This window comes from Nostoc punctiforme PCC 73102, from assembly GCF_000020025.1.
In the GTDB taxonomy this organism is placed as follows: domain Bacteria; phylum Cyanobacteriota; class Cyanobacteriia; order Cyanobacteriales; family Nostocaceae; genus Nostoc; species Nostoc punctiforme.
Window position 1 is genome coordinate 4,782,435 of the sequence record NC_010628.1, and the last position, 22,315, is coordinate 4,804,749.

General features: G+C 41.2%; 21 protein-coding genes and 1 pseudogene. 14 read left to right on the forward strand and 8 right to left on the reverse strand.

The window, feature by feature from the left end; all coding sequences use genetic code 11:
- The first annotated feature begins 31 nt into the window (after positions 1-31).
- The 3 genes from NPUN_RS19125 (at position 32) to NPUN_RS19135 (ending at position 1,783) form a co-directional block, all read left to right on the forward strand.
- On the forward strand, positions 32-493 hold the full coding sequence (locus NPUN_RS19125; RefSeq protein ID WP_012410143.1) for a BON domain-containing protein: 462 nt from the start codon (positions 32-34) through the stop codon (positions 491-493).
- Positions 494-673: 180 nt separating this feature from the next.
- Complete coding sequence (locus NPUN_RS19130) at positions 674-1,105, forward strand: CAAD domain-containing protein (RefSeq protein ID WP_012410144.1); 432 nt, start codon at positions 674-676, stop codon at positions 1,103-1,105.
- 270 nt (positions 1,106-1,375) lie between these two features.
- Entirely contained in the window at positions 1,376-1,783 is a 408-nt protein-coding gene (locus tag NPUN_RS19135; protein WP_012410145.1) for a hypothetical protein, read from the forward strand.
- Between the two features lie 169 nt (positions 1,784-1,952).
- On the opposite strand, the gene NPUN_RS19140 is transcribed toward NPUN_RS19135, so the two are convergent.
- On the reverse strand, positions 1,953-3,503 hold the full coding sequence (locus NPUN_RS19140) for a metallophosphoesterase family protein (protein ID WP_012410146.1): 1,551 nt from the start codon (positions 3,501-3,503) through the stop codon (positions 1,953-1,955).
- A gap of 142 nt (positions 3,504-3,645) precedes the next feature.
- Positions 3,646-4,617: a YegS/Rv2252/BmrU family lipid kinase gene (locus NPUN_RS19145; RefSeq protein WP_012410147.1), complete on the reverse strand. Its 972-nt coding sequence runs from the start codon at positions 4,615-4,617 to the stop codon at positions 3,646-3,648.
- A 192-nt stretch (positions 4,618-4,809) separates the two neighbouring features.
- Between NPUN_RS19145 and NPUN_RS19150 the strand changes: the two genes are divergently transcribed.
- Positions 4,810-5,232 carry a lysozyme inhibitor LprI family protein gene (locus NPUN_RS19150; RefSeq protein ID WP_012410148.1) on the forward strand — a complete coding sequence of 141 codons (423 nt, stop codon included), beginning with the start codon at positions 4,810-4,812 and terminating at the stop codon, positions 5,230-5,232.
- 162 nt (positions 5,233-5,394) lie between these two features.
- Here NPUN_RS19150 and NPUN_RS19155 read toward each other — a convergent pair whose 3' ends face one another.
- Positions 5,395-6,072: a response regulator transcription factor gene (locus NPUN_RS19155; RefSeq protein WP_012410149.1), complete on the reverse strand. Its 678-nt coding sequence runs from the start codon at positions 6,070-6,072 to the stop codon at positions 5,395-5,397.
- A gap of 233 nt (positions 6,073-6,305) precedes the next feature.
- On the opposite strand from NPUN_RS19155, the gene NPUN_RS19160 reads away from it, so the two are divergent.
- Both NPUN_RS19160 and NPUN_RS19165 read left to right on the forward strand, forming a co-directional pair.
- Positions 6,306-7,169: a phycobilisome linker polypeptide gene (locus NPUN_RS19160; protein ID WP_012410150.1), complete on the forward strand. Its 864-nt coding sequence runs from the start codon at positions 6,306-6,308 to the stop codon at positions 7,167-7,169.
- Between the two features lie 68 nt (positions 7,170-7,237).
- Positions 7,238-7,975, forward strand: coding sequence for a phycobilisome rod-core linker polypeptide (locus tag NPUN_RS19165; protein WP_012410151.1), 738 nt, complete (start codon positions 7,238-7,240; stop codon positions 7,973-7,975).
- A gap of 680 nt (positions 7,976-8,655) precedes the next feature.
- Here NPUN_RS19165 and NPUN_RS40885 read toward each other — a convergent pair.
- Positions 8,656-8,784: pseudogene (locus NPUN_RS40885) on the reverse strand (Uma2 family endonuclease); the annotation flags it as partial.
- A gap of 106 nt (positions 8,785-8,890) precedes the next feature.
- Here NPUN_RS40885 and NPUN_RS19170 point away from each other — a divergent pair.
- From NPUN_RS19170 to NPUN_RS19190, 5 genes are all read left to right on the forward strand, one after another.
- Entirely contained in the window at positions 8,891-11,143 is a 2,253-nt protein-coding gene (locus NPUN_RS19170) for a sensor histidine kinase (protein WP_012410152.1), read from the forward strand.
- A 164-nt stretch (positions 11,144-11,307) separates the two neighbouring features.
- Complete coding sequence (locus NPUN_RS19175) at positions 11,308-11,508, forward strand: hypothetical protein (RefSeq protein ID WP_041565508.1); 201 nt, start codon at positions 11,308-11,310, stop codon at positions 11,506-11,508.
- Positions 11,509-11,655: 147 nt separating this feature from the next.
- Positions 11,656-12,627, forward strand: coding sequence for a hydroxymethylbilane synthase (gene hemC / locus NPUN_RS19180; RefSeq protein ID WP_041565509.1), 972 nt, complete (start codon positions 11,656-11,658; stop codon positions 12,625-12,627).
- Between the two features lie 131 nt (positions 12,628-12,758).
- Positions 12,759-14,198, forward strand: coding sequence for a glycogen synthase GlgA (gene glgA / locus NPUN_RS19185; RefSeq protein WP_012410154.1), 1,440 nt, complete (start codon positions 12,759-12,761; stop codon positions 14,196-14,198).
- Positions 14,199-14,691: 493 nt separating this feature from the next.
- Complete coding sequence (locus NPUN_RS19190; RefSeq protein ID WP_012410155.1) at positions 14,692-15,783, forward strand: acyltransferase family protein; 1,092 nt, start codon at positions 14,692-14,694, stop codon at positions 15,781-15,783.
- A 326-nt stretch (positions 15,784-16,109) separates the two neighbouring features.
- On the opposite strand, the gene NPUN_RS19195 is transcribed toward NPUN_RS19190, so the two are convergent.
- Positions 16,110-17,393, reverse strand: coding sequence for a HEAT repeat domain-containing protein (locus tag NPUN_RS19195; protein WP_012410156.1), 1,284 nt, complete (start codon positions 17,391-17,393; stop codon positions 16,110-16,112).
- A 310-nt stretch (positions 17,394-17,703) separates the two neighbouring features.
- Here NPUN_RS19195 and NPUN_RS19200 point away from each other — a divergent pair, with 310 nt between their 5' ends.
- The 3 genes from NPUN_RS19200 (at position 17,704) to NPUN_RS19210 (ending at position 20,024) form a co-directional block, all read left to right on the forward strand.
- Positions 17,704-18,504, forward strand: coding sequence for a DUF1838 domain-containing protein (locus tag NPUN_RS19200; protein ID WP_012410157.1), 801 nt, complete (start codon positions 17,704-17,706; stop codon positions 18,502-18,504).
- A gap of 342 nt (positions 18,505-18,846) precedes the next feature.
- Entirely contained in the window at positions 18,847-19,086 is a 240-nt protein-coding gene (locus NPUN_RS19205) for a hypothetical protein (RefSeq protein WP_012410158.1), read from the forward strand.
- A 32-nt stretch (positions 19,087-19,118) separates the two neighbouring features.
- Positions 19,119-20,024 carry a HEAT repeat domain-containing protein gene (locus NPUN_RS19210; RefSeq protein WP_012410159.1) on the forward strand — a complete coding sequence of 302 codons (906 nt, stop codon included), beginning with the start codon at positions 19,119-19,121 and terminating at the stop codon, positions 20,022-20,024.
- A gap of 47 nt (positions 20,025-20,071) precedes the next feature.
- Here the strand turns inward: NPUN_RS19210 and NPUN_RS19215 are convergent, their stop codons facing one another.
- From NPUN_RS19215 to NPUN_RS19225, 3 genes are all read right to left on the reverse strand, one after another.
- On the reverse strand, positions 20,072-20,680 hold the full coding sequence (locus tag NPUN_RS19215) for a HEAT repeat domain-containing protein (protein ID WP_012410160.1): 609 nt from the start codon (positions 20,678-20,680) through the stop codon (positions 20,072-20,074).
- Between the two features lie 209 nt (positions 20,681-20,889).
- Positions 20,890-21,384 carry a globin family protein gene (locus NPUN_RS19220; RefSeq protein WP_012410161.1) on the reverse strand — a complete coding sequence of 165 codons (495 nt, stop codon included), beginning with the start codon at positions 21,382-21,384 and terminating at the stop codon, positions 20,890-20,892.
- A gap of 86 nt (positions 21,385-21,470) precedes the next feature.
- Entirely contained in the window at positions 21,471-22,028 is a 558-nt protein-coding gene (locus NPUN_RS19225) for a globin family protein (RefSeq protein ID WP_012410162.1), read from the reverse strand.
- Positions 22,029-22,315: the final 287 nt, after the last annotated feature.

Here is a 22,315-nt window from a genome sequence, read left to right on the forward strand (position 1 = left end):
AAATTTCACTTTCCGATTGCGAATCAAACCTATGAAAAAGCTAACCCCCTTCTTAATTAGCACTCTTTTAGTTTTTGGTGTTGCTGCTTGTGATAACGCTTCTAAAACAAGCGAATCTGCACCCAATAATCCTAATGAAGCTCCACAATCACCGACTGTACAGACAACAGAAGCTTCTCAGAAAGACGCACAAAGTGAAACTCGCAGAAGACAACTTGATTCTGATATCCGTGCCCGCGAACAGCGCAATAATACCACTGGTGGCGATGCAGATAGAGCTAAAGGTGACTTAGCAAGTGAAGTTCGCTCCAAATTAGAGGCAAACATACCCAAGAGTCAAATAACAGTTGATGCCACAAAGGATGGAGTTGTGACTGTCGGAGGTACTGTTAACAATCAGCAAGAGTTGGCTAAAATTGAACGTTTAGCTAAAGAAATCAAAGGCGTGAAAAGTGTAGTTGTTAAAACAACTGTTGCCCCACCAACAAGGTAAGGCAGCTAACAGTAAAGCCAAGTGAGTAGGTAGATAAAAATAAATTTATATTTTCCTACTCAATCTTAATGGTCAGTTATACTATTGCTGACCATTAATAATTGATAACTGACGACTTTAATAATTATATTTGTTGATGCTCAGTTCAGTTATAGAAACTTTTGTAATAATTGAAAAACTATGGAAACCGAACAACAGCAACGTGAATCCATCAATACTTCAATATCACAAAGTGCGCTAGCACTTGAAGGTGTAGATGCAAATTTGCCAAAGTTACCGCCAGCATCTGAACCGGAATCTCAATGGCAGCAAATTAGCAGACAAGTTTCTCAATTTTTGGAGAAACTACCCGACTACTTAGGTAGCTTTTTTCAGGACTATAAGCAGCCTCTAATAACTGTTGCTTTGATTTTAGCTGCCATTGTTACAGCAAAGTTAGTACTAGCACTACTGGATGCGATCAATGATATTCCATTACTATCACCACTCTTTGAATTAGTTGGAATTGGTTATGCCAGTTGGTTTATTTTCCGTTATCTACTAAAGGCTTCAACTCGGCAAGAATTAGCCAATGAAATTCAATCCCTCAAAAATCAATTTGTGGGTGAATAAATTTTCTAACCATTCAACTAGTACACTACATTATGGTAGAAGTTTGTCTACCTTTAAGACAAGGGGCTTCAGCTCCTTGTCTTAAATAGTAAATGTAACCTATTAGTATTTAACCTGAATTAATATTAATCTTTTGATACATCGCAAGATAGAGGATATAATATTTTTTTTAATTTTAAATCACTTCTAAAGATAGTAGCTCGGAGATTAAAAAAAGCTTAGTCTAGTCTTTGAAGTTATTTAATAGATTCTTTAACGAGGACATAAATTATGGCTAATGAAGCAGTTAAGAGAGATATAGATTCATCCGATCGGGCTGAAGTAGATACTTACGATCGCGGCATTATCCCAGCCGAAACAGCTGCTCGTAGAGAAAGAGAAGGAGATAAGTACAAAACACTCCCTACAGAAGAAAGGGAGGCGGATGCAGCTACAGATGACCAAACCGATCCAGAAAGTGTACGTACTACTGACGGATACACCGTAGACAAAGAAGGTTTGTTAAACAACTATGCAGTTGAACCGGAAATGTACTACGAAGAACCAGGTGATGCACGCAAACAAGCAGCAGAAGACACGGCAGAACGTGTTGAAGAACTTGGAGAAGTTAATCAGGATGAAGAAGGCAAGTTAACCGAAAAGGGCGATAAACGCGGTAGAGGCCCAGGAGTAATTTAATTAACAGATATCTTTTTGGTGGGTGCAATTACACGTAAAAAGGCTAAATAGGCGATTTGTAGAGACGCAATAACTATAATTGCGTCTCTATTTGTATAGGCGGCAAGGGCTAGATAAAATTACCTCTTTCCCCTTTGCTCCCTGCTCCCTGCCTCTTGTGCCCAATTTTTTAGATGATCAGTGGCTCAAGTTCCCGATTATGCCATTGTCGCTGATGCCATTCGGCAACCAAAGGACGGACAATAAACTTAGGCTGTCCATCGCCTTTAACGTCAATGCGTAAACCTGAATAAGGTCGTCGCTTTTGAGAACCTTGACCGTTGCGACCAATGAAGAGATGCGATCGCCCTACTAATCTATTTTCCTCCATTAAATCTGCTCCCTCAATCCTTTGGCGGCGCAAACTAAACCCGCTACCACCACAAACAAGCCAGTGGATATGAGAATCAGCGTGTCCTGTATCCATTGTCTCAAGATGTTCTAAGCAGTGGGCGTGACCGTTTAATACCAAATCAACCAAAGGACGACCCTGATTTAGAGAACCTATTTCTTTTGCTACTGCATCCAGCACGCCACGGAAGCGATCGCGAATTATCAAAGTTTGTGCTTGTTGCCACTTTGTCGCCTCAGTTACATAAGGAGGATGATGGAAATAAATCACTCTTCCCCGAACTTCTGAATTATTCCAAGATTCAATCAATCTCTTTTTGAGCCAGTCTAGTTGTTCAATATCAGTCTGCATTGTTTTGTCACTGGCTAATTGCTTCTTGATATCAACAATTATTTCTTCAATTTGCGATACCTTGGCGTGAAAGTCGTCTAATTGGTCGGCTTCAATGGGGTTTTCAGGACGAAGCTGGGCCGAGGTTTCAATGATGTGCTGCTTTTCTTGCTCTAAATCTTCACGACGCTTTTCTAAGATTTTGCGATCGGCATCACCTTGTTTTGTTTTAGGTAGGGGTGGTGGATCGTTAAATGTATTAGAATCCAAGGCGAAGAAATCAATTCCGCCATAGCGAAAAGTGTAGTAACGATTGGGAAGTCGGGTAAAATGCCCAGGTTCATACTTAAGACAAAGACCTGTATCTGTCTTACTTGTGTAGTGCCGATCTAAATGGCTGCTTAACTCTCCTGGAAGTTGCAACGCCTTTAAATAGTCTATAAATGCGTGTGCGTAAGCCTCGCCGGTTCCTGAGCCATGCAAACCTACATCTAGGTCTAAGCGCGATCGCAACAGGCGACGAAGGGGTAATGTTGTGAGAGAGGCCAAGCTCAATAAAATGGGCAAGTTATAATAATCGTGATTTCCCGGTACTGGTAATATGGGAAGCTTAAAAGTCATCTGGTCATAAGCAATCAGTTTCGGATGCTCTCCACCCAAGATAAACTCTCGGTAAGGCTCGATGAAGTTTTGCTGGTAGTATTCACTCGAACCCACTAAGTAAATCACATCCCCGGTATGCAGCATAAAACGGGATTCGTTGTGATGGGGCAACATCAGTTCAGCTATCTGTCGTTGGGGATTGTGTCCCCGATGCTTACCAGAACCACTATCACCCACAACTAAAAATGAGAACTCAGGATTATCTCCTTGACCATCCTCCAACACCAGGCGAGTTTGGTCGATGTTCCGTTCCACAATTAACGGATCTTGCCACCTGACTCGCTGATTCATTTTACGAATTTTGTTAGCGATCGCTGGATCTGATACAAGTTTCAATGCAACATACTCCTGAATCTTGAATTGCAGGGAGCAGGAGAGCAGAGGGAGACAAGGAGGACAAGGGGGAATTATTGAGTAAGTCTCTTCCTTGTCTCCCCCCTCTTCCTTGTCTCTTCTTCATGCCCAATTCCCAATCTCCTTACTCTTCTACCGTATCTTTCATCTCAATAGTCAAATTAGGGAGTCCTTCTAGTTTTTCGGTAGGCTCAACTTCTTCTACTAATGGCATAAAAATCTTCAATCCACCTGGTATACACTTAATTTCTACTGGTGTTGTGCCGACTATTTCACCATCTAAAACAACCTTTTGTGCTGGCTCAGTTGTAATTTTAAATTGTTTGGCTCGCAGAAAGCCAATATCATCACGTTCTACGGCGTTACCTGTAGAAGCTGTTTGGAATAAATGGAATGTAGCAGCGATCGCTCCTGCTTTGTTGGCTGGAGCTACAATCGTTAAATCTAGTAACCCATCATCATAAACCAAACCTGCTGGTCCCTGAGCTAAGACAGAAGTGGGAGGCGCGGCATTTGCGACTGTGACTGCACAGGCACTAGTTTTAATTATCCTGTCTTCTGTTTCTATTTCAACATCAAATTTATGTAGGTTTCTCAGTTGCTGAATTCCAGCGAAAACGTAGGCCATCATTCCAAAGCGATTTTTGGCATCTCGGTCTGCCAATTCTACAGTTTCGGCTTCAAAACCAATACCTGCCAAGAGTACCATTGGGCGATCGTTGCAATAGGCTACATCTACATGGCGGGTTCCTCCCTGCAAAATTGTTTCACACGCACCTGCGATCGTGTCAGGAATTCCTAAAGCTGTAGCAAAAGCGTTTGCTGTTCCTCTGGAAATAATGCCAAATGAAATATCAGTACCCACTACAGCCGCTGCCGCCGCTGAGAGAGTCCCATCTCCACCCGAAGCAATGATTGCATCTACTCCTCGCTCTACGGCTGCATAAGCTAGTTGATCTGCATCGATTTCTTGAGTTGTGAGATAAATATCTAGATCAATATCTGGCTCTAATATTGCTCGAATTTCTGCCAGTTCTATATCTGGGTCTCCCTGACCCGCAACTGGATTAAAAATAAGACAGGCGGAACGATTCATAAAATATAAAAGCTAAACTTTAGATCCCTAAAATACCAAATTCTTTCTAGCATTCTTGTGAAATTTTGCCTTCTTTCTAACGGTTGGTTTATCTTTTGTAACAAGTTTGTAAGCCTTCGGCGTTAAAACATATTAATACTGCACATTTTGGTATCTTTTGTCTATACTTGCCTAAACAATAAAATTTTTGTCATGCGTCAATTATTACTAGTTTTGGCAAGTATGCTAACTCTCAGCAGCTTATATACCCCTTCGATGACAATGGCAGGCACAACGCCTGATTTACCCAAGATTCGCCTAGCTCAAAAATTTAACTGTAATAATCCTCAAACTCAAGCAGCAATTAATGAATGCGCGAATTCATCTTATCAAAATGCAGATAAAAGACTGAACCGAGCTTATCAACAATTGCTACCTACCTTAGAAAAATCTAGAAAACAGAAATTGATTGCTGCCCAACAAGCATGGTTAAAGTTCCGAGATACAAATTGTGAGTTTGAAAGAAGCAAATATGAGGGAGGAAGTATTGCTCCTAGCATTTATGTTGGGTGTCTAGAAAATCTCACAAAACTTCGTACCCAACAATTACAAGAATATCTTAAATCCGATCCTTAAGTACTCAAAATAGAGCATTTCATAAATTCGTAGCGAAAAAAACTGAAACCTCTGGGCTACTATGAGTTTAAAAACCTAATGTTTTTAAACTCAGGTCAAAGCAAGAAAATTAGTGCTTTTACTAATAGTTGAAATTTTCTCAAGTGGTCTATATACAACATTTTATTCGAGTTGTTTAAGACGGTAGCCAATACCATGAACCGTTTCAATAAAATCTTCGAAAGCTCCGGCGGCTTTGAGCTTTTGACGTAAGCTTCTGAGATGAACTTTCACAGCATGTTCTTCTGGAGGTGACTCTAGCGACCAAATATGTTCAATAATCACGCTGCGGCTAAGGACACGACGACCATTTCGTAGCAATAACTCTAATATGCCGTACTCTTTTGGGGTTAAATGTAGCATATTTTTCCCATAACTCACTTCATAAGTGCTGGGATTGAGGTGCAGATTGCCCCATTCCAAAATCGGTGGCGATGAAACGTTACCCCGACGAAGCAAGGCGCGGATTCGGGCAAATAGTTCTTGCAAATCCACTGGTTTAACGACATAATCATCAGCTCCCGCATCGAGTCCAGTGATTTTATCGCTAACGGTATCACGCGCTGTAAGCATGAGAACAGGCATACTGTAGCTGTGCGATCGCAATCGATGACATAAACTAATTCCATCGAGTTCTGGCAACATCACATCCAGCAGCAGCAAATCATAGTCCAGCATTTTAGCTTGATTCCATCCTGCTTCACCATCTGTCACCACATCAACCATATAACGCTGGTCTGTAAGGGCTTCTGCTAAAGTTTCGGCAAGGCGTACATCATCTTCAACTAAGAGAATTCGCATACATTTTTTTTAACCCATACAACTTATGTTTAAAACTATCTGCGGACTCCCATTAAGAAAATATTGCAAAAAGTAACAATTTCTAGTTTTCGTTGCTTCTTTCCGATTTCTTTACCATTTCCTGAGCGATTTCCTTACTTTTACTGTGTAATTTTCTATTCTATGTAGGTTTTTAATAACCTCCTTTAGACGTTCTAAAAGAACTCTATGTTTAGCCAGGGGATTTTTAGAAAATGACTTTTGGGCAAAGTTCACATTTAGGTGTCAGCTTGTTTGAAGACACTCACTCAACTGGAGGAGTATCTGGTTATTCACCAGAAGAACTTGAGGCTATCATCAGGCTTATATACAGACAGGTTTTAGGAAATGCGTATGTGATGGAAAGCGAACGGCTCACTGTTCCTGAGTCGCAGTTTAAGCGGGGCGAAATCAGCGTCCGCGAATTTATCCGTCTGGTAGCAAAGTCAGAGTTATATAGTTCCCGCTTTTTTAGCAGTTGCCCTCGTTATCGAGCAATTGAGTTGAACTTTAGGCATTTGCTCGGTCGCGCTCCTATTGACTTCGAAGAAATGCGATCGCACAGTACTATCCTGGATGAAAAAGGTTTTGAAGCTGAAATTGATTCCTATCTTGACAGCGACGAGTATCAAGATACCTTTGGAGAAAACATTGTGCCTTATATTCGAGGCTACAAAACTGAAGCCTTTCAGAATATCGTGCAGTTTACCCATATATTCCAATTAGTTCGAGGTGCTTCTAGTAGTAGTCTCAAAGGTAATTTGGCAGGTAAACAACCTCGCTTGAATAGTTTGGTAATTCAAAGCACCCCTACTGCTGTAGTTTCACCCGCTAGCGATGGGGCCACATTCCGCAATCCACAACTTGGCTCCAGAACTCGTCATGGTGTAGCAGCCAGTGATGAAGGTAAAGTGTATCGATTGCAAGTGACTGGTTATCGAGCAAATACAGTAAACCAGATTTCTCCATTTCGCCGCAGCAATCAAGTCTATCTCGTGCCCTTTAATAAACTATCGCAAGAGTATCAGCGCATTCACCAGCAAGGTGGTGTGATTGCGAGTATCACCCTTGTTAACTAGTCAAATCAAAACACTGAGGAATAGAAAATAACAATCCCCAATCCCCAATCCCCAATCCCCAATTTAATATGCCTATTCCTTTGTTAAATTACTCCCCTTCATCTCGAAATCATCGTGTATCTGGATACGAGATTCTTGGCGACGAGCAACCGAGAATTTATACAGCCGAACATCTGCCATCGTCAGTAGAAATGGATGCCTTGATTATGGCAGCCTATCGCCAAATTTTTCACGAACAACAGATGCTAGATAGTAACCGCCAACCTTTTTTAGAATCTCAACTGAGAAACGGCCAAATTACAGTCAGAGATTTTATTCGAGGGTTAGCAATATCTGATGTATTTCGGCGGCTGAATTACGAAAGCAACAACAATTATCGTTTTGTGCAGATATGCGTACAACGCTTTTTGGGTCGTGAGGTTTACAATGAACGCGAAAAACTAGCCTGGTCGATTGTGCTAGCTACCGAAGGATTACAAGGTTTTATCGATGCTTTAGTGGATAGTGGAGAATACATTAGTAATTTTGGTTACAATACAGTCCCCTATCAACGGCGACGGATTTTACAAGGACGCTCTCAAGGTGAATTACCTTTTGCGAGGATGGCTCGTTATGGCAAAGATTATCGTGACAAATTGCCGGTTCCCATAACCAGAAAGCAGGTTGAGCCTTTTAATTTAAAAACCTTCCTCCGCAGTTCTGATAGGGATGTAGTGTTATGGCTATTAGCTTCACTGCTAGGGCTGATTGTCTTGTTTACTTGGCTAACTGCATTTGGTTATTTGCCAAAGTTCGGCGGATACTAGTAACGCTTTGCGTAATTCGCAATTACTGTTACGTAGGGTTTTAGACGTTTCATATTTATGTTGTGCTGTACTAGTTAAGTGGAGTGCGATCGCACTCCACTTAACTGAAAAAGGCTGAATATAGGAACTCATATTTGATTTCTGAAAACGTTCAGAACAACTCAAAAAGGCTTCTTGAGTATAGCAAGATTGTTTATTGCCTTTTGCTTCCTACGCCGATTACAGAAAATGCTTTAGGCAAGCAATTTATATTATCCAAAAATCGATGTAGCCAATACATTCATATTAAATTATTTGAAGCAAAATAATGTTGCCACCACAAGCACATAAAAAGATCCAATGTTGGATAAGAAGCCGTCATTTAATATGTTCCGGTCACTTTTTTATATTTGAAACTATAGACTATTCTTGCGTTGATAGATTTACTGAGTGTATAGCCGCTTTAGGAGGAACATTAATTTCTGTTGAGCCGGTTGACAAAATTTGGATGGGCGACCATCGACAGGTTCTTCTTTATCGTGTCAAAGCCAGTTTGTTTACGCCTTGTCATCAGTTAAGGCAATACTGGTTTAAGTATGGTGGTTTGTACACTAGATTTGATAAAAATTGTTAATTTATTTTGATTTATAGCGACTTATATAATTGCGTTAATATGTATGTTATTAGGTAATAAAAAACTGTCTAGAGTGGCGGGTTTTCGGCATTGGTTTTTGGATAATCTCACCATCAATATAAATACTTGCAGGCTTTGTTTCTGGCAACTTGAGAAACTCTTCCAGCGTTAAGGATGCAAGTTTTGCAGCACTCATGACTTCTGCCACTCCGAAAGTCCTACATCCAGTTTATCAACGTTCGGAACTAATGGATGAGCAGAAAACAGTAAACTAAATCAGATGCCTCTAATCTTTCTTATCCATGCCCGATTTCAGTATTATCAATCTCGCTCCAATCGGTGTTGGCTTTAGCATTATTGCATTATGGATAATTTATTATTTTCTCAACCTAGAAGTAACTAGAAGGCAACGAGCAGAAGCGATCCTGCGGCAACAAACTGAGCGGGAACGGTTGGTAAACCAAATTGCTCAACATATTCGTGAATCTTTGGAGTTAGACGAGGTTCTGACTACTACCGTTGCAGAAGTGCGCGAGTTTCTGCAAGCAGATCGGGTGTTAATTTATCGCCTTTGGGAAGATGGGACAGGTAGCGCAATTACTGAAACAGTTTTACCTGAATATACAAAAATTTTAGGAGAAACCTTTCCAGAAGAAGTGTTTCCGAGAGAATATCACCAAGCTTATTCATTGGGGAAAACCCGTGCGATCGCTAATGTTGAACAAGCTGATGTCGAATCATGTTTGGCAGACTTTGTGAAACAGTTTGGTGTTAAAGCCAAGTTGGTAGTGCCAATTCTCCAAGAGAATCGGGAAGCAGATAAACAACGAGACAGCAAAACTCCTGCTTCTCCCCCTTATCTTTGGGGATTATTGATTGCTCATCAGTGCGATCGCACCCGTGTATGGGAATCTTGGGAAATTGAATTGATGAAGCAACTTGCAACCCAGGTGGCGATCGCTATTCAACAATCAGAACTTTACAAGCAGCTACAAACACTCAACGCTGAATTAGAACACCGCGTCCAACAACGAACTCAAGAGTTAGCTAAAGCTAATGTCTCTCTAAGAGCAGAAATAGCTGAACGTCAACGCACGCAAGCAGCGTTGCAAGCTCTAATTACTGCCTCTCCTCGCGCTATTTTCACACTTGATTTAGAAGGAAATGTGAAAATCTGGAATCCGGCTGCTGAACGCATGTTTGGCTGGACAGAGGCGGAGGTAATCGATCATCCTAACCCAATTTTTTTAGATGACCAATTAGAGGAATACAACACTCTTCAAGAAAGTATATTACAAGGAACAACTTATACCAGAGTTGAATTGCGCCGTTTTAAAAAAGATGGCACTGCGATCGATATAGTTTTCTCTGCCGCTCCCTTGCATGATAGTGATGATAGTATCAACGGTATGGTGGCAGTAATTGCTGATATCACACACCAAAAGCAGCAGGAAGAACAGGTAAGGTTGCTGCAATCTGTGGTTGTAAATACAAACGATGCTGTAGTTATCACTGAAGCACAACCGATTGGCGAACCTGGGCCAAATATTATCTATGTTAATGAAGCATTCACCCGAATCACAGGTTACAGCCTGGAAGAAGTCTTAGGTAAAACGCCCCGTATCCTTCAAGGAGCGAAAACAAGTCGGGCGGAACTGGATAAAGTTTGGACTGCTCTTTCTTGTTGGGAAACAGTTACCGTTCAGGTAATTAACTACCGCAAAGACGGCTCGGAATTCTGGAATGAATTCAGCATTGTCCCCGTAGCCGATCAAACTGGCTGGTATACCCACTGGATATCAGTACAACGTGACATTACAGGGCGCAAGCGGTTAGATGAAATTCGGATGGCACTAGAGCGAGAGAGAGAACTTAGTGTGCTGAAAACACGTTTTTTCTCAATGGCATCTCACGAGTTTCGCACACCTCTAAGTACTGCCTTAGTAGCGGCGCAATTGCTAGAAAACTGTCAGGATGAATGGGATAACTCTTCTAAGCGACTGAGAAACTTGCAGAGAATTCAACTCTCTGTCAAAAATATGGTTCAAATATTAGATGATATTTTAACCATCAACCGAGCCGAAACTGGAAAACTAGAATTTAATCCTAAACTCCTAGATTTAGAAGAATTTTGCAGTGATTTTGTCGAAGAAATGCGCCTAAGTACTGATGAGAGGCACACACTTAGTTTTGTTTGCCAAGGAAAAGCTGTTCCTGCCTCAGTAGATGAAAGGTTGTTGCGTTCCATTCTGTCTAATTTACTGCTGAATGCGATTAAATATTCTCCTGAAGGGGGGAATGTTCATCTTAGTCTGGAGTTTAAATCAGATACGGTGATTCTCCAGGTGAAAGATCGGGGTATTGGGATTCCGTTAGCGGATCAAAAGCAGCTGTTTGAGCCGTTTCATCGTGGCAAAAATGTCAAAAGCATTCCTGGTACTGGATTAGGATTGGTAGTGGTGAAAAAGTGTGTGGACTTACACCAGGGTCATATTAACATCACCAGTGAAATAGGAATTGGTACAACTTGTGCGATCGCTCTGCCATTACTATAAAGTAGGACTTACGCAATAACTCTCTAAAACTCTTATTCTTTGTGCCCTTCTCTACGTTCACGCAGCCTGTTGCAGACAGACTTACACGAATGCGTTAGCTTGTCCAAGCTGCTCTATGTTTACGTTTTTTCATTATTTTGCTTGCTAAAAGCGTAGTGTTTTTAATGCAAGGCAACACATTAGCATTGTCAGCCGATGCATTGACATTGTTAACCGATGCATTGGCATTGTTAACCGACGCATTAGCATTGTCAGCCGACGCATTGGCATTGTCAGCCGATGCATTAGCATTGTTAACCGACGCATTAACATTACAGGGTATTGCTAAATTAAACTCGCTACAAACTAATCAAATTCTGTACTAACTAGCATTGTTCAAGATTCCTCAAACCAGCTTTTGGTAAAGAATTGTAATCCAAAATCCAAAATCTAAACCCCAAAATTAGTATGAGTCCCTGACTACGGTAGTCTAGATGAGAGTGAATTTATCGCCTTGTTTGATATATTGTTTTATGACTTCAGTTGTTTCTAGTCCCCCACGCACTATTCGGATCGGTTCACGCAAAAGCCAACTTGCTCTAGTTCAAACCTATTGGGTACAAGAGCAACTCCAAAAAAGCTTTCCTGATATCACTTTTGAAGTCCATACCATGTCTACCCAAGGCGACAAAATCCTTGATGTAGCATTAGCTAAGATTGGCGATAAAGGACTTTTTACTAAAGAACTTGAAGTTGGAATGCTCAATCAAGAGATTGACTTTGCGGTTCATTCTCTCAAGGATTTGCCGACTAACTTACCAGAAGGATTGACACTGGCAGCAATTACTGAACGGGAAAATCCAGCCGATGCCTTGGTTGTGCATGAAAAGCACAAAGATAAACAAATCGATACTTTACCCGAAGGTGCAGTAATTGGGACATCTTCGCTGCGGCGGTTAGCACAGTTACGCCACCACTTCCCCCACTTTACTTTTAAAGATGTGCGGGGAAACTTGATTACACGATTGGCAAAACTGGATGCAGGCGAATACGATGCCTTAATTTTGGCAGCCGCAGGGTTAGAAAGATTGGGAATGAGCGATCGCGTTCATCAAATTATCCCCAAAGAAATCTCCCTCCATGCCGTTGGACAAGGTGCTTTAGGGATAGAATGCCGTGCTGATGATAGTGAATTGCTAACTCTACTCAAAGCAATCGAACATCCTGCAACACGCGATCGCTGTCTCGCCGAACGTTCTTTTCTACGCTCTTTAGAGGGCGGATGTCAAGTACCTATTGGTGTAAATACAGAAATCTCTGGTGAGAATTTGACCTTAACAGGCATAGTTGCCAGTATAGATGGTCAAAAGTTGGTAAAAGATACCGTCACTGGAATTGCCAATAATGCCGAAGCGCTAGGCACAGAACTAGCAGAATTATTGCGGCAACAGGGAGCGCAAGAAATTTTATCAGAAATTTTTGCGGTCATTCAACGCGGTTCCTAAGCAATTGGGTAAGCCGATGTGATTAGATAAGAATTGATCGTCGTTTTACCAAAGACGCGACAAATCGCGTTGGTCGCGATCGTAGAGTTAATTGACAATTTATAGACAGAATCGGGGAAGCAAAAATTACCATGCGGATTCTATTTGTTGCAGCAGAAGCAGCACCCATTGCGAAAGTAGGAGGAATGGGTGATGTTGTTGGGGCATTACCCAAATTTCTGAGAGAAATGGGGCATGATGTGCGGATATTCTTGCCTTACTATGGCTTCCTGCCAGACAAAATGGAAATTCCCAAAGAACCCATCTGGCGGGGGTCTGCCATGTTCCAGGAATTTGCTGTTTATGAAAGCGTTCTGCCTGGTACTGATGTTCCCTTGTACTTATTTGGACATCCCGTCTTCCTACCTCGCCGCATTTATTCTGGAGATGATGAAGACTGGCGGTTCACTTTCTTTTCCAATGGTGCAGCCGAGTTTGCCTGGAATTACTGGAAACCAGACATTATCCATTGTCATGACTGGCATACGGGAATGATTCCTGTATGGATGCACCAAGATCCAGATATCACCACAGTGTTTACCATTCATAACCTGGCTTATCAAGGGCCCTGGCGTTGGTATTTAGAAAAAATTACTTGGTGTCCTTGGTATATGCAAGGACACAACACAATGGCCGCAGCAGTGCAATTTGCCAATAAGGTAAATACAGTTTCGCCCACTTATGCCGAGCAAATCAAGACACCTGCTTATGGTGAAACCTTAGAAGGTTTGCTGTCTTTTATTAGCGGTAAGTTATCCGGGATTATCAACGGGATTGATACTGAAGTTTATAATCCCGAAGATGACAAATATATTGCTCAAACCTTCACTACTGAGACTTTAGATAAACGCAAAGCTAACAAAATTGCTTTGCAAGAAGAAGTAGGATTAGAAGTCAATTCTAAAGCCTTTTTAATTGGAATTGTTACCCGATTAGTGGAACAAAAAGGTATTGATTTGATCTTGCAAATCCTCGATCGCTTCCTATCTTATACAGATGCACAGTTTGTTTTATTGGGAACAGGCGATCGCTACTATGAAACTCAGATGTGGCAATTAGCATCTCGTTTTCCCGGACGCATGGCAACTTACTTACTGTATAACGATGCCCTGTCTCGCCGCATCTATGCTGGTACTGATGCCTTCTTGATGCCTAGTCGTTTTGAACCATGCGGTATTAGCCAAATGATGTCTTTGCGCTACGGTTCTGTACCTATTGTTCGCCGCACAGGTGGATTAGTTGACACCGTAAGCCATCACGACCCCGAAAATGCCGCAGGCACCGGTTATTGCTTTGACCGCTATGAACCGCTAGACCTTTTCACTTGTATGATCCGAGCTTGGGAAGGCTTCCGTTTCAAACCGCAATGGCAAGAACTACAAAAACGGGGCATGAGTGAAGATTTTAGTTGGTATAAATCTGCTAAAGAGTACGTCAAGTTGTACAGGTCAATTTACGGTTTGCCAGAAGAAGAGGAGACACCAAAACCAGAGTTAGTCTTAAACGAAGCAGTTACCAATAGCAAGTCCTAAACTGCCTAAATAACTACTTTTTGAAACTCGTGACAGCATTGTTCAGATTAGTCTGAAGATGCTACTCACGAGTTTTTTTGTTTTAGAAACTTGCCAATTTAACAGTATTTATATTTTATAGTTTAAGAAAATCGTCATAAGATTCACAAATATCTGTAGTCTAAACCATCGGCTGATTCTATATAATTCGCTCAGAAAATTCATAATTATCTATATATTTCCTGACGCGATAGCTCATATCTATGGTAATATACCCCAGTTAGTTAATTAGAACTAAAGTCAAATAATCCCGGACTATTTCCAATTTTTAGCTCGGAAAGTTGTTGTAAGTATCATAAAGCCTACATCTTTTGCTCCCTAACAATATTACCTCCTCCTATTTTTGCTGCTTCTGAAGTTGGTACTTGAACTCGAAAGGAAACGATCAAAAAAACCTTGTCATTTACTGATTTAAACCATTTATTTAGTTTTTACAACTAAACCTGCGAATGCTATGAACAAACAATTAAACTTACTACAAGTATATCGTGGTATAGCTGCTGCACTTGTAGTTTTAACCCACGCGAACAAAATAATTTCTCGTGAACTACAGCAAGATAAATTATTGCAAATATTTCATTTCGGTTGGATAGGCGTAGATTTCTTTTTCGTACTCAGTGGATTTATTATATTTTATATTCATCAATCTGATATAGGCAAACCGAATAAGTTTAAGTCCTTCGCATTTAAAAGGTTTATCCGCGTATATCCATTATATTGGAGTATTTTAACTATCAAAATCATAGTTTCTCTATTTAATACTGATACGACGAATAGCATTTATCAGCGAAGTGCAGGCGAAATTATCAAGGCTGTTTTATTGCTACCTCAAGACCGTTCTATTCTAGATGCTACTTTTATTGGTGTCAGCTGGACGCTGAGTTATGAAGTTTTTTTCTATTCTATATTCGGTCTACTCATTCTGATCAACACAAAAATTTGCCAGCCGATAATTTTTGGTTGGATTATTGGCATAATTCTTAAGCTCTTTAACTTATTACCAATCGGGGACAATTTTCTGCTTAATTTTATATTTGACGAACATAATCTAGAATTCCTGCTGGGTTGTTTAGCTGCTTATACAATATCTAAATATCGATTTAAGTTTGGAACATCGTTAATTTACGCTTCAATTTTTATGCTGATGATATCAATCATAAATACAAAATATAAGGAATATAATGTTTCTGGTATCCCTACATTGATAGCTTACGGTATTCCATTTATGCTCCTGATTATAGGATCTGTTTATTTAGAACTATCAAAGACAATCAATATACCTCCAGTTCTAATTTATATAGGCAATGCGTCTTATTCCATATATTTAGCGCATGGCTTTTTATTAAATATAACAGCTAAAGTTTTTACAAAAATTATAGAAAAGTTAAATATATTACACTTGATTGAAAGTCAGATCGTATATTGCAATGCTATCGCATCTATAATTGTTGTAATAGCAGTATTTATGGGATGTCTAATCCATTCGTATCTGGAAAAGCCATTAATTACAAATCTAAGGAAAAGGGTATTTGCCAACATGAACTGAGACTCTTAACTAAGAGGTTGTTTGAAAAGTGTTTCCCTATGAATTTAGATACTTTAGCTCCCCCCTAACCCCTCTTAAAAAGTTTCGCCTTACTCTTTTTAATAAGGCTATCTTTATTTACTCCGACCTATTTAGCACTCTTTCTTAAAACTGGGAATCAAAAAGTAATTCCCTAATTTGCAAATCTAGATATGCTAAAGGTTTCAACATTTAATTACTAACAAAATATTTCAAATACTTTGTTAGTAATAAATCGCTAAAACCCTTGTTGAATAAAGGTTTCTTTGCTTTGTCGAGAGTGGCGAAATAGGGTTAGTCTGGTTCGATCAAACAGCAATATTGGCATTAGTCGTTGCTTTCGCCTTAATTAACCAATCACCATCATGAATGCAAATTTCCCGACCGGATGAGTCTCCTAAACGGTCTAGCGCCAAGAAGCATGCATATTTCAAGTCCCAAATCGGCGTATTTAGACAAATTTTGATTTCAGGAATTGCTCGTGAATCACCCAATTCACCAAGAGCGATCGCACACGCCGCACGAGATTTCTGAAACTGAGGTTCGCGATTGTGCAGGTTTTCTATTAACAAATCGTAAGCGGGAGCATATTTCAGCCAGCCGAAAAGTTTCATGACATGATAATGAGCGCCATAATCGTTATATGCTTTATCCCCATAAGTTGTTAAAAGTGCTTGGGGTGCTTCTTGGGGATATATATCTAGTAAGGTTTTTGTCGCTAAATAGCAGCGTCCAAAATCAGTTTCGTAGAGTTCGTTAATAACAAAATCTAATACAGGGGTCGCGTCATACTCATGTACTAAATCAAGGTCGTTAGGATGATCGTAAAGTACTTTTTCTAAGTAAGGCTGAATTTCTGTAAAGGTAATTTCACCACTGGGAACGCCTGCATCCAAAAGCATCCGCAATCCTCGCAAGCGAAACACCAGAGATACAGGACAACGGGCAATTTCTGGGATGGCTTTGTAGTAGCATGCATCAATCAAGTCTTGAATGCAACCGCGCCGTGCATTGACGCTGGAACTTTGCAGCAGCGCCATCACCTCAGTTATTTGGGAGTAGTCACCGCTAAAACGACAAACTGTAGCGATCGCAGCACTACGAGTAGGTTCGTCTTCAGCTTCAGTAAATTTATTTACACGTTCCAAGGACGGCTGATAGTCAGCATTCGCTAAAGTGTGAATAATAACTCGATAAATTTGACCTGGTTTATCCAGTAGTTGCGCCACTTCTTCGAGAATATCTGGATCTTTAGTCCCGATTTCCCCGATCGCCCACACGGTATTTTCAACAGTATAAATATCATCATCTTTAAGACACTGCCGAATTACAGGTAAAGCTGATTCAGCTTGCAATCGCCCCAGACTTTCCACAGCCTTGCGTCGGACAATACGATGGTCTAACTCATCAGGGTTACTAGTTTCAATCGCTCGTACCAAAGCCGCGATCGACTGTTCAGTGGGATAATTAATCAGATGGGAAACAGCAATATACTTATCAGAAGCATCTTCGAGTTGTTCTAATGGTGTATCGATAATTGCGATCGCTTGTTCTTCTGTTAGCCCAAACATTTTAAAAAAACGTTTATCCATTGATCTATAAATGGCTCGTGGATAATTGCTCAGAGTTCATGTTTACTATCGTACTAGGGACTGGGGACTGCAAAATTTTTTTATGTAAGTCCTGTTAGATGGAAGTTGCTATGTCTAACGAAAACCGCTTTGCATCTTCGTAGCCATTTTAAAATGATAGAAGTCTTATAAGGCTCATATTTGATTTTTGCAAAGCTAGGTACAACAAAAAAAGCTTTCTTTCTCATTGCCTATTGCCTATTGCCTTCTTTCCTCTTGCCTATTGCCTTTTAAGCCAAACTAGTTCACAAATAAGAGCGGATGCCTATATATGAATGATTATTTAGATGACTACGAATTTAATAACCTCGATTTTTACAGAAAAAATCATGGTTTACAGCTTTATTACAACTGGTCTGGAGAAATTTGTTGGCAAGAAACACCAGATAAGCCACAAGAAAAATTATTCTCTATTATTGGGATGAATGCTACTAAAGTATTTCTCAAACCCGATCCTGAACATGGCGAAGTTGGGTATCGCATCAATAGAGAGTTGGGTTTATTTTGCGATCCAGATACTCAAGAAATTCTGCACTCTTGGAAGTCACCAACAGCAAGTCAACCAGTACCAGTAGTTCACATTGCTAACCGAATTGTCCAAGGCTCAGTCAAACCAAAGAAATTTGTTATACCCAAAGGCAAGGGATACATTACCTCTGTTATGGAAATTCCTTTAGAATACCCACATCCCTTAGCAGGAGATAGTAAATATTTAGATTATTGCCCTGGAGAAAAGTTTAAGGGAGTTGAGTACTTTATATCAAATACTTGCCGACCTGATGCCACTGAAGTCCCTCCGGCTAAATGGGCGAGAGACTGTCCTTGGATGCCCTGGATGAAATTAGGATATGCTCATCCAGCTAAATTAAGATTTGAAACAACGATATTTAGAGTGGATTCTTTTGAGCAGCTTCATCCTAGCTTGGTCAACTTGGTGAGGGAAAAGGTACCAATTTATGAATTCACGCCAACAGAAAGTGACGAACCCAATGTGACGAGCATTCAATACTTTAAGAAAAATTTTGAATCCTACTTGCGAGGAGATATTTTCCCACTAGAGGAAAGATATTGAGTGGTTGTTGTACAGTACTGAATCATTTTGCGTGATGTCTACGAGGCGCTATACCTAAGCACTTGAACATAAGAACGCCTACAAAACTGATCAGAAGCTAGATTAAAGGCTGTAGTTGGGTACAACTTTTGAAAATTTCCACCAAAAAACTTTACCAGTGGTAACTCGATCTGAGAAGATCAGAATATAAGCATTTGTCAGCTATTAGTTAGTTGCTCTTGCCAATCGTTCCATTTTATGTATTTGCTAAGTGTTTATCTTTAGCAAGTAACCAAATATAAACGATAGTCGAACACTGACTACACATCATTCATATAAACACGCATTTAGGAAACAAAAGTTATGGATGAAACCTCAGAATTCACAACAACCGATAACATAACTCCTCAAGATGTCGCCGAAGTGATTGCAGAACTTGAGCTATATCGGGAACGTTTAGTTCAAGAAACTACAGAAACAGCAAAACGAGCGAAGTTGATGAGAGTTAATGTTATGGCACAACTGGAGCCTGAACTTGCCAAAATTGATTCTGCTCTCCAAGAACTCCGTAATCAGCAAGCTTCCCTGAGCGTCAATAACTAGTAATCATCTTGATAATTTAGCTAGAAGTCATAATGCTCGACTCCAAAACTCAATCCGGGGAGGATTCGTTACATCTTTCCCAGGCAGAAACCGATGCAATACTAGCAACAGTGAATGAGCAATTAGGCTTAAAATCCTTCAACCCTGACGATCAAGAGCTACTCAAGCAGATGATTGAGAGTATGGGAGACGCACGGGGGATGGTTAGGTTGAGTTTTGCAGAGGCGCTGGGTAAAGTCGGTAAACCAGCGACCCCTTTGTTAATGGAAGCTGTGGCAAATCACCCCAACCCAGTTGTACGCAGAGCCAGCGCTAAAACCCTGACACTGATTGCCGATCCGATCGCAGTTCCCACGTTGGTTAATGCGCTTCTAAATGATGAAGATACGGTAGTCAAAACCTCTGCGGTGGGGGGGCTTGCCAAAATCGGTGAGGCAGCTGTGCCAGCATTACTGAAAATCTTAGCGTCAACTGAGTATCCAGAAAGTGCTAAAGGACATGCTGTGTGGGCGCTGGGATTTATTGGAGCAGAGGCGAAGGAGCATTTATATCGAGAAATTAACTCAGACTCGGCCGATGTTCGCGCTGCGGTGGTGGGTGCGATCGCTAAAATTGCTGAAGAAGGTACTGAAGAAGGAGCATTTCACATTCTAGTGAACGCTCTCACCGATTCATCCCTAATGGTGCGGTGTGAAGCGGCATCTGCTTTGGGCAGTCTGGCTTATCAACCCGCGATTCCTAATCTAGTTGAGTTGCTGCATCATGCCGATTGGGAAACCCGAAAAGCGGCGGCTCTAGCATTAATGAAAATTGGCGATCGCGCTGCTTTAGAACCCCTACAAGCCGCATTAACCAAAGAAGAGGAAGCAGGAGTTCAGGCGGTGATCAAGTTGGCGATGTCTCAAATTGAGAGACAGTTAGAGGAAGATTCTTGGTAATAAATCCTATTGGGATTGATGAAGGTAGTTGTATTTAAGAGCGATCGCTATTTTCCTTTATAATTAATCACCTGATCTAATCGGGGCAAAGCACTCACTGCTGATTCACGAACATACGGATCGGCAGATTCATCATTAGTTAATGCTGTCAACACTTCCACTCCCCGCATATCACCCATCGAACCCAGTGCATTAACAATCGCTACAGCCAGCGCAACATTATCTATTGTTTTTAGAGCTTCAGCCAAAATCTCAAAGGCAGGAGAACCAATTTCACCCAGTGCCATTACTGATGCAATATAGACAACCGCATTTGGGTCATTGAGCGCTGTTTTTAATCCCTGTAAGCCCTCATTTGGGAAAGGAACATCTGGATGGTTAGCAGCAACCTGTGCCAGAGCCTTAGCACAACTACCCCGAATGGTTGCATTCTCGCTATTTACTAATGAATTTACCAATGATGGGACAGCATCTGTACCAATAGCACCCAGTGCCTTAACAGCAGCACGACGGTAAGTCACATCTTCTTCATCCAAAATACCCATCAGGCGAGAAATCGTATTTTCATCCCGAACATCAGCCAGTTCCCACATGGCTCGTTCCCGCAGATTAGGGTTGGGGTGTTTCAACTGTTCAAATAATGAATCTATTGTCATAAAAGAAAATTTTCCTGTTGAAATCCCCCAAGTTCGATCGTGAATTACGTTAGCGCAGCGTTAGCGACGTAGGAGCGTCATTACGAATTAGTAACAACTGAGGGACTCTTGATCAATCACTCAACCAGATACAGGCAAAGCAACAGATTGAGAGTCCCTGAGTTTTAGAGTATGACGATCACTCGTCTACGTCTAGTCAAATCCGATTACTATGAAAGGGAGTTGATTACGTAGTCGAGAAGAGCGCGGAACTCACCTAATGCTTGAGGAGACAAGTCACGAGGAGAACAAGCGCGATCGCGAGTGTAAGTCAACGCGGTAACGTAGGGAGCAGTAGGAAGACCCAAAGAGCGGTAAACTTCACGAGCGCCTGCAATACCCCACTCATCCAAAGGACCAGTACCGCCCACAACTAAGCTGTAGTTGATCAAGCGTAGGTAGTGCTTGATGTCACGGAAGCACTTGTCTTTCTTAACTTGAGTGTCGCCAGCTTCACCTTCTTGGGTCAAGTAAGGATATTTCTTAAAAGCAGCATCATAAGCTTCTTTAGCGACTGCATCAATACCAGCAGCCAACTTTTCAGCAGCTTCTAAACGAGCGCTAGCGCGTTGAATGCTACCTTGAACGGATTCTAGATCAGAGGTGGTTGGAAAACGACCTGCTGCATCAGCAGATCCAATAACCGTAGTGATAACTGATTTCATTGCTTTTTATACTCCAGATTAGATGTGATCGAGTTTTGTATTTCAGTTGGCTTGACTAATAGGCTTAAGACATTAGCGATTAGCAATTAGCTCAGAGCAGAAATAACGCGATCGAAGTAGCTAGCAGCTTCAGCAGCTAGAGCAGAGCAGTCGCCTTGAGGAGTGTCAATCTTGCGGAATTTTTTGCCTGCGTTAGCTTCAGTGTTGGTGTTGGTGATGTGAGCGACGCTGATAGCCTTCAGGATTTGGAAAGCGCGTACTGAAGATCCAGTAGGTACGCCCAAAGCTGTGTAGGTTTCTTTCAGACCGTTCAAAGCGCGATCGTCTAATACGGAAGAATCACCAGCCAATAGTGCATAAGTTACGTAGCGCAGAACGATTTCAGCATCACGTAGGCAAGCAGCCATCCGGCGAGTGGGGTACAAGTTACCACCAGCTTGAAGCAAACCTGTGTTTTCACAAGCAATACCAGCAATGGCATCAGAAACTGCACAGCTAGCGTTGCTGGCGATCGCATTCACTGCATCAAGGCGCTTGTTGCCTTCAGCAATGAAAGACTTAAGGGCTGCTAAGTCAGCACCACCGATAGGAGCGGTTTTGGCATCAGCCGCAATTACAGCTCTGGAAAAAGCATCAAGAACCATGAGTTCTCCTTAATATTCACAAATGGCGGATATTATTTCTGGCGTGTTCTCGATCAGAATTAACTGCGAGTAGCCAAACAAAAACATAGGGGATCAATAGTGCCCTAGTCTTTACTATGAGAGACAAAGTAATAATCTGTAATATTTAATTTGGGTATTGGGAGAGGCACAGGGAAGAGGGCAGGGTGCAAGGAGGAGAATTAAAAATTACTTCTTTCCCTTCCTTCCCTTCTTTCCCCTCTGCCGCCTGTTCCATTGCTCTCTGCCTCTTCCAATGCCTAAAAAAT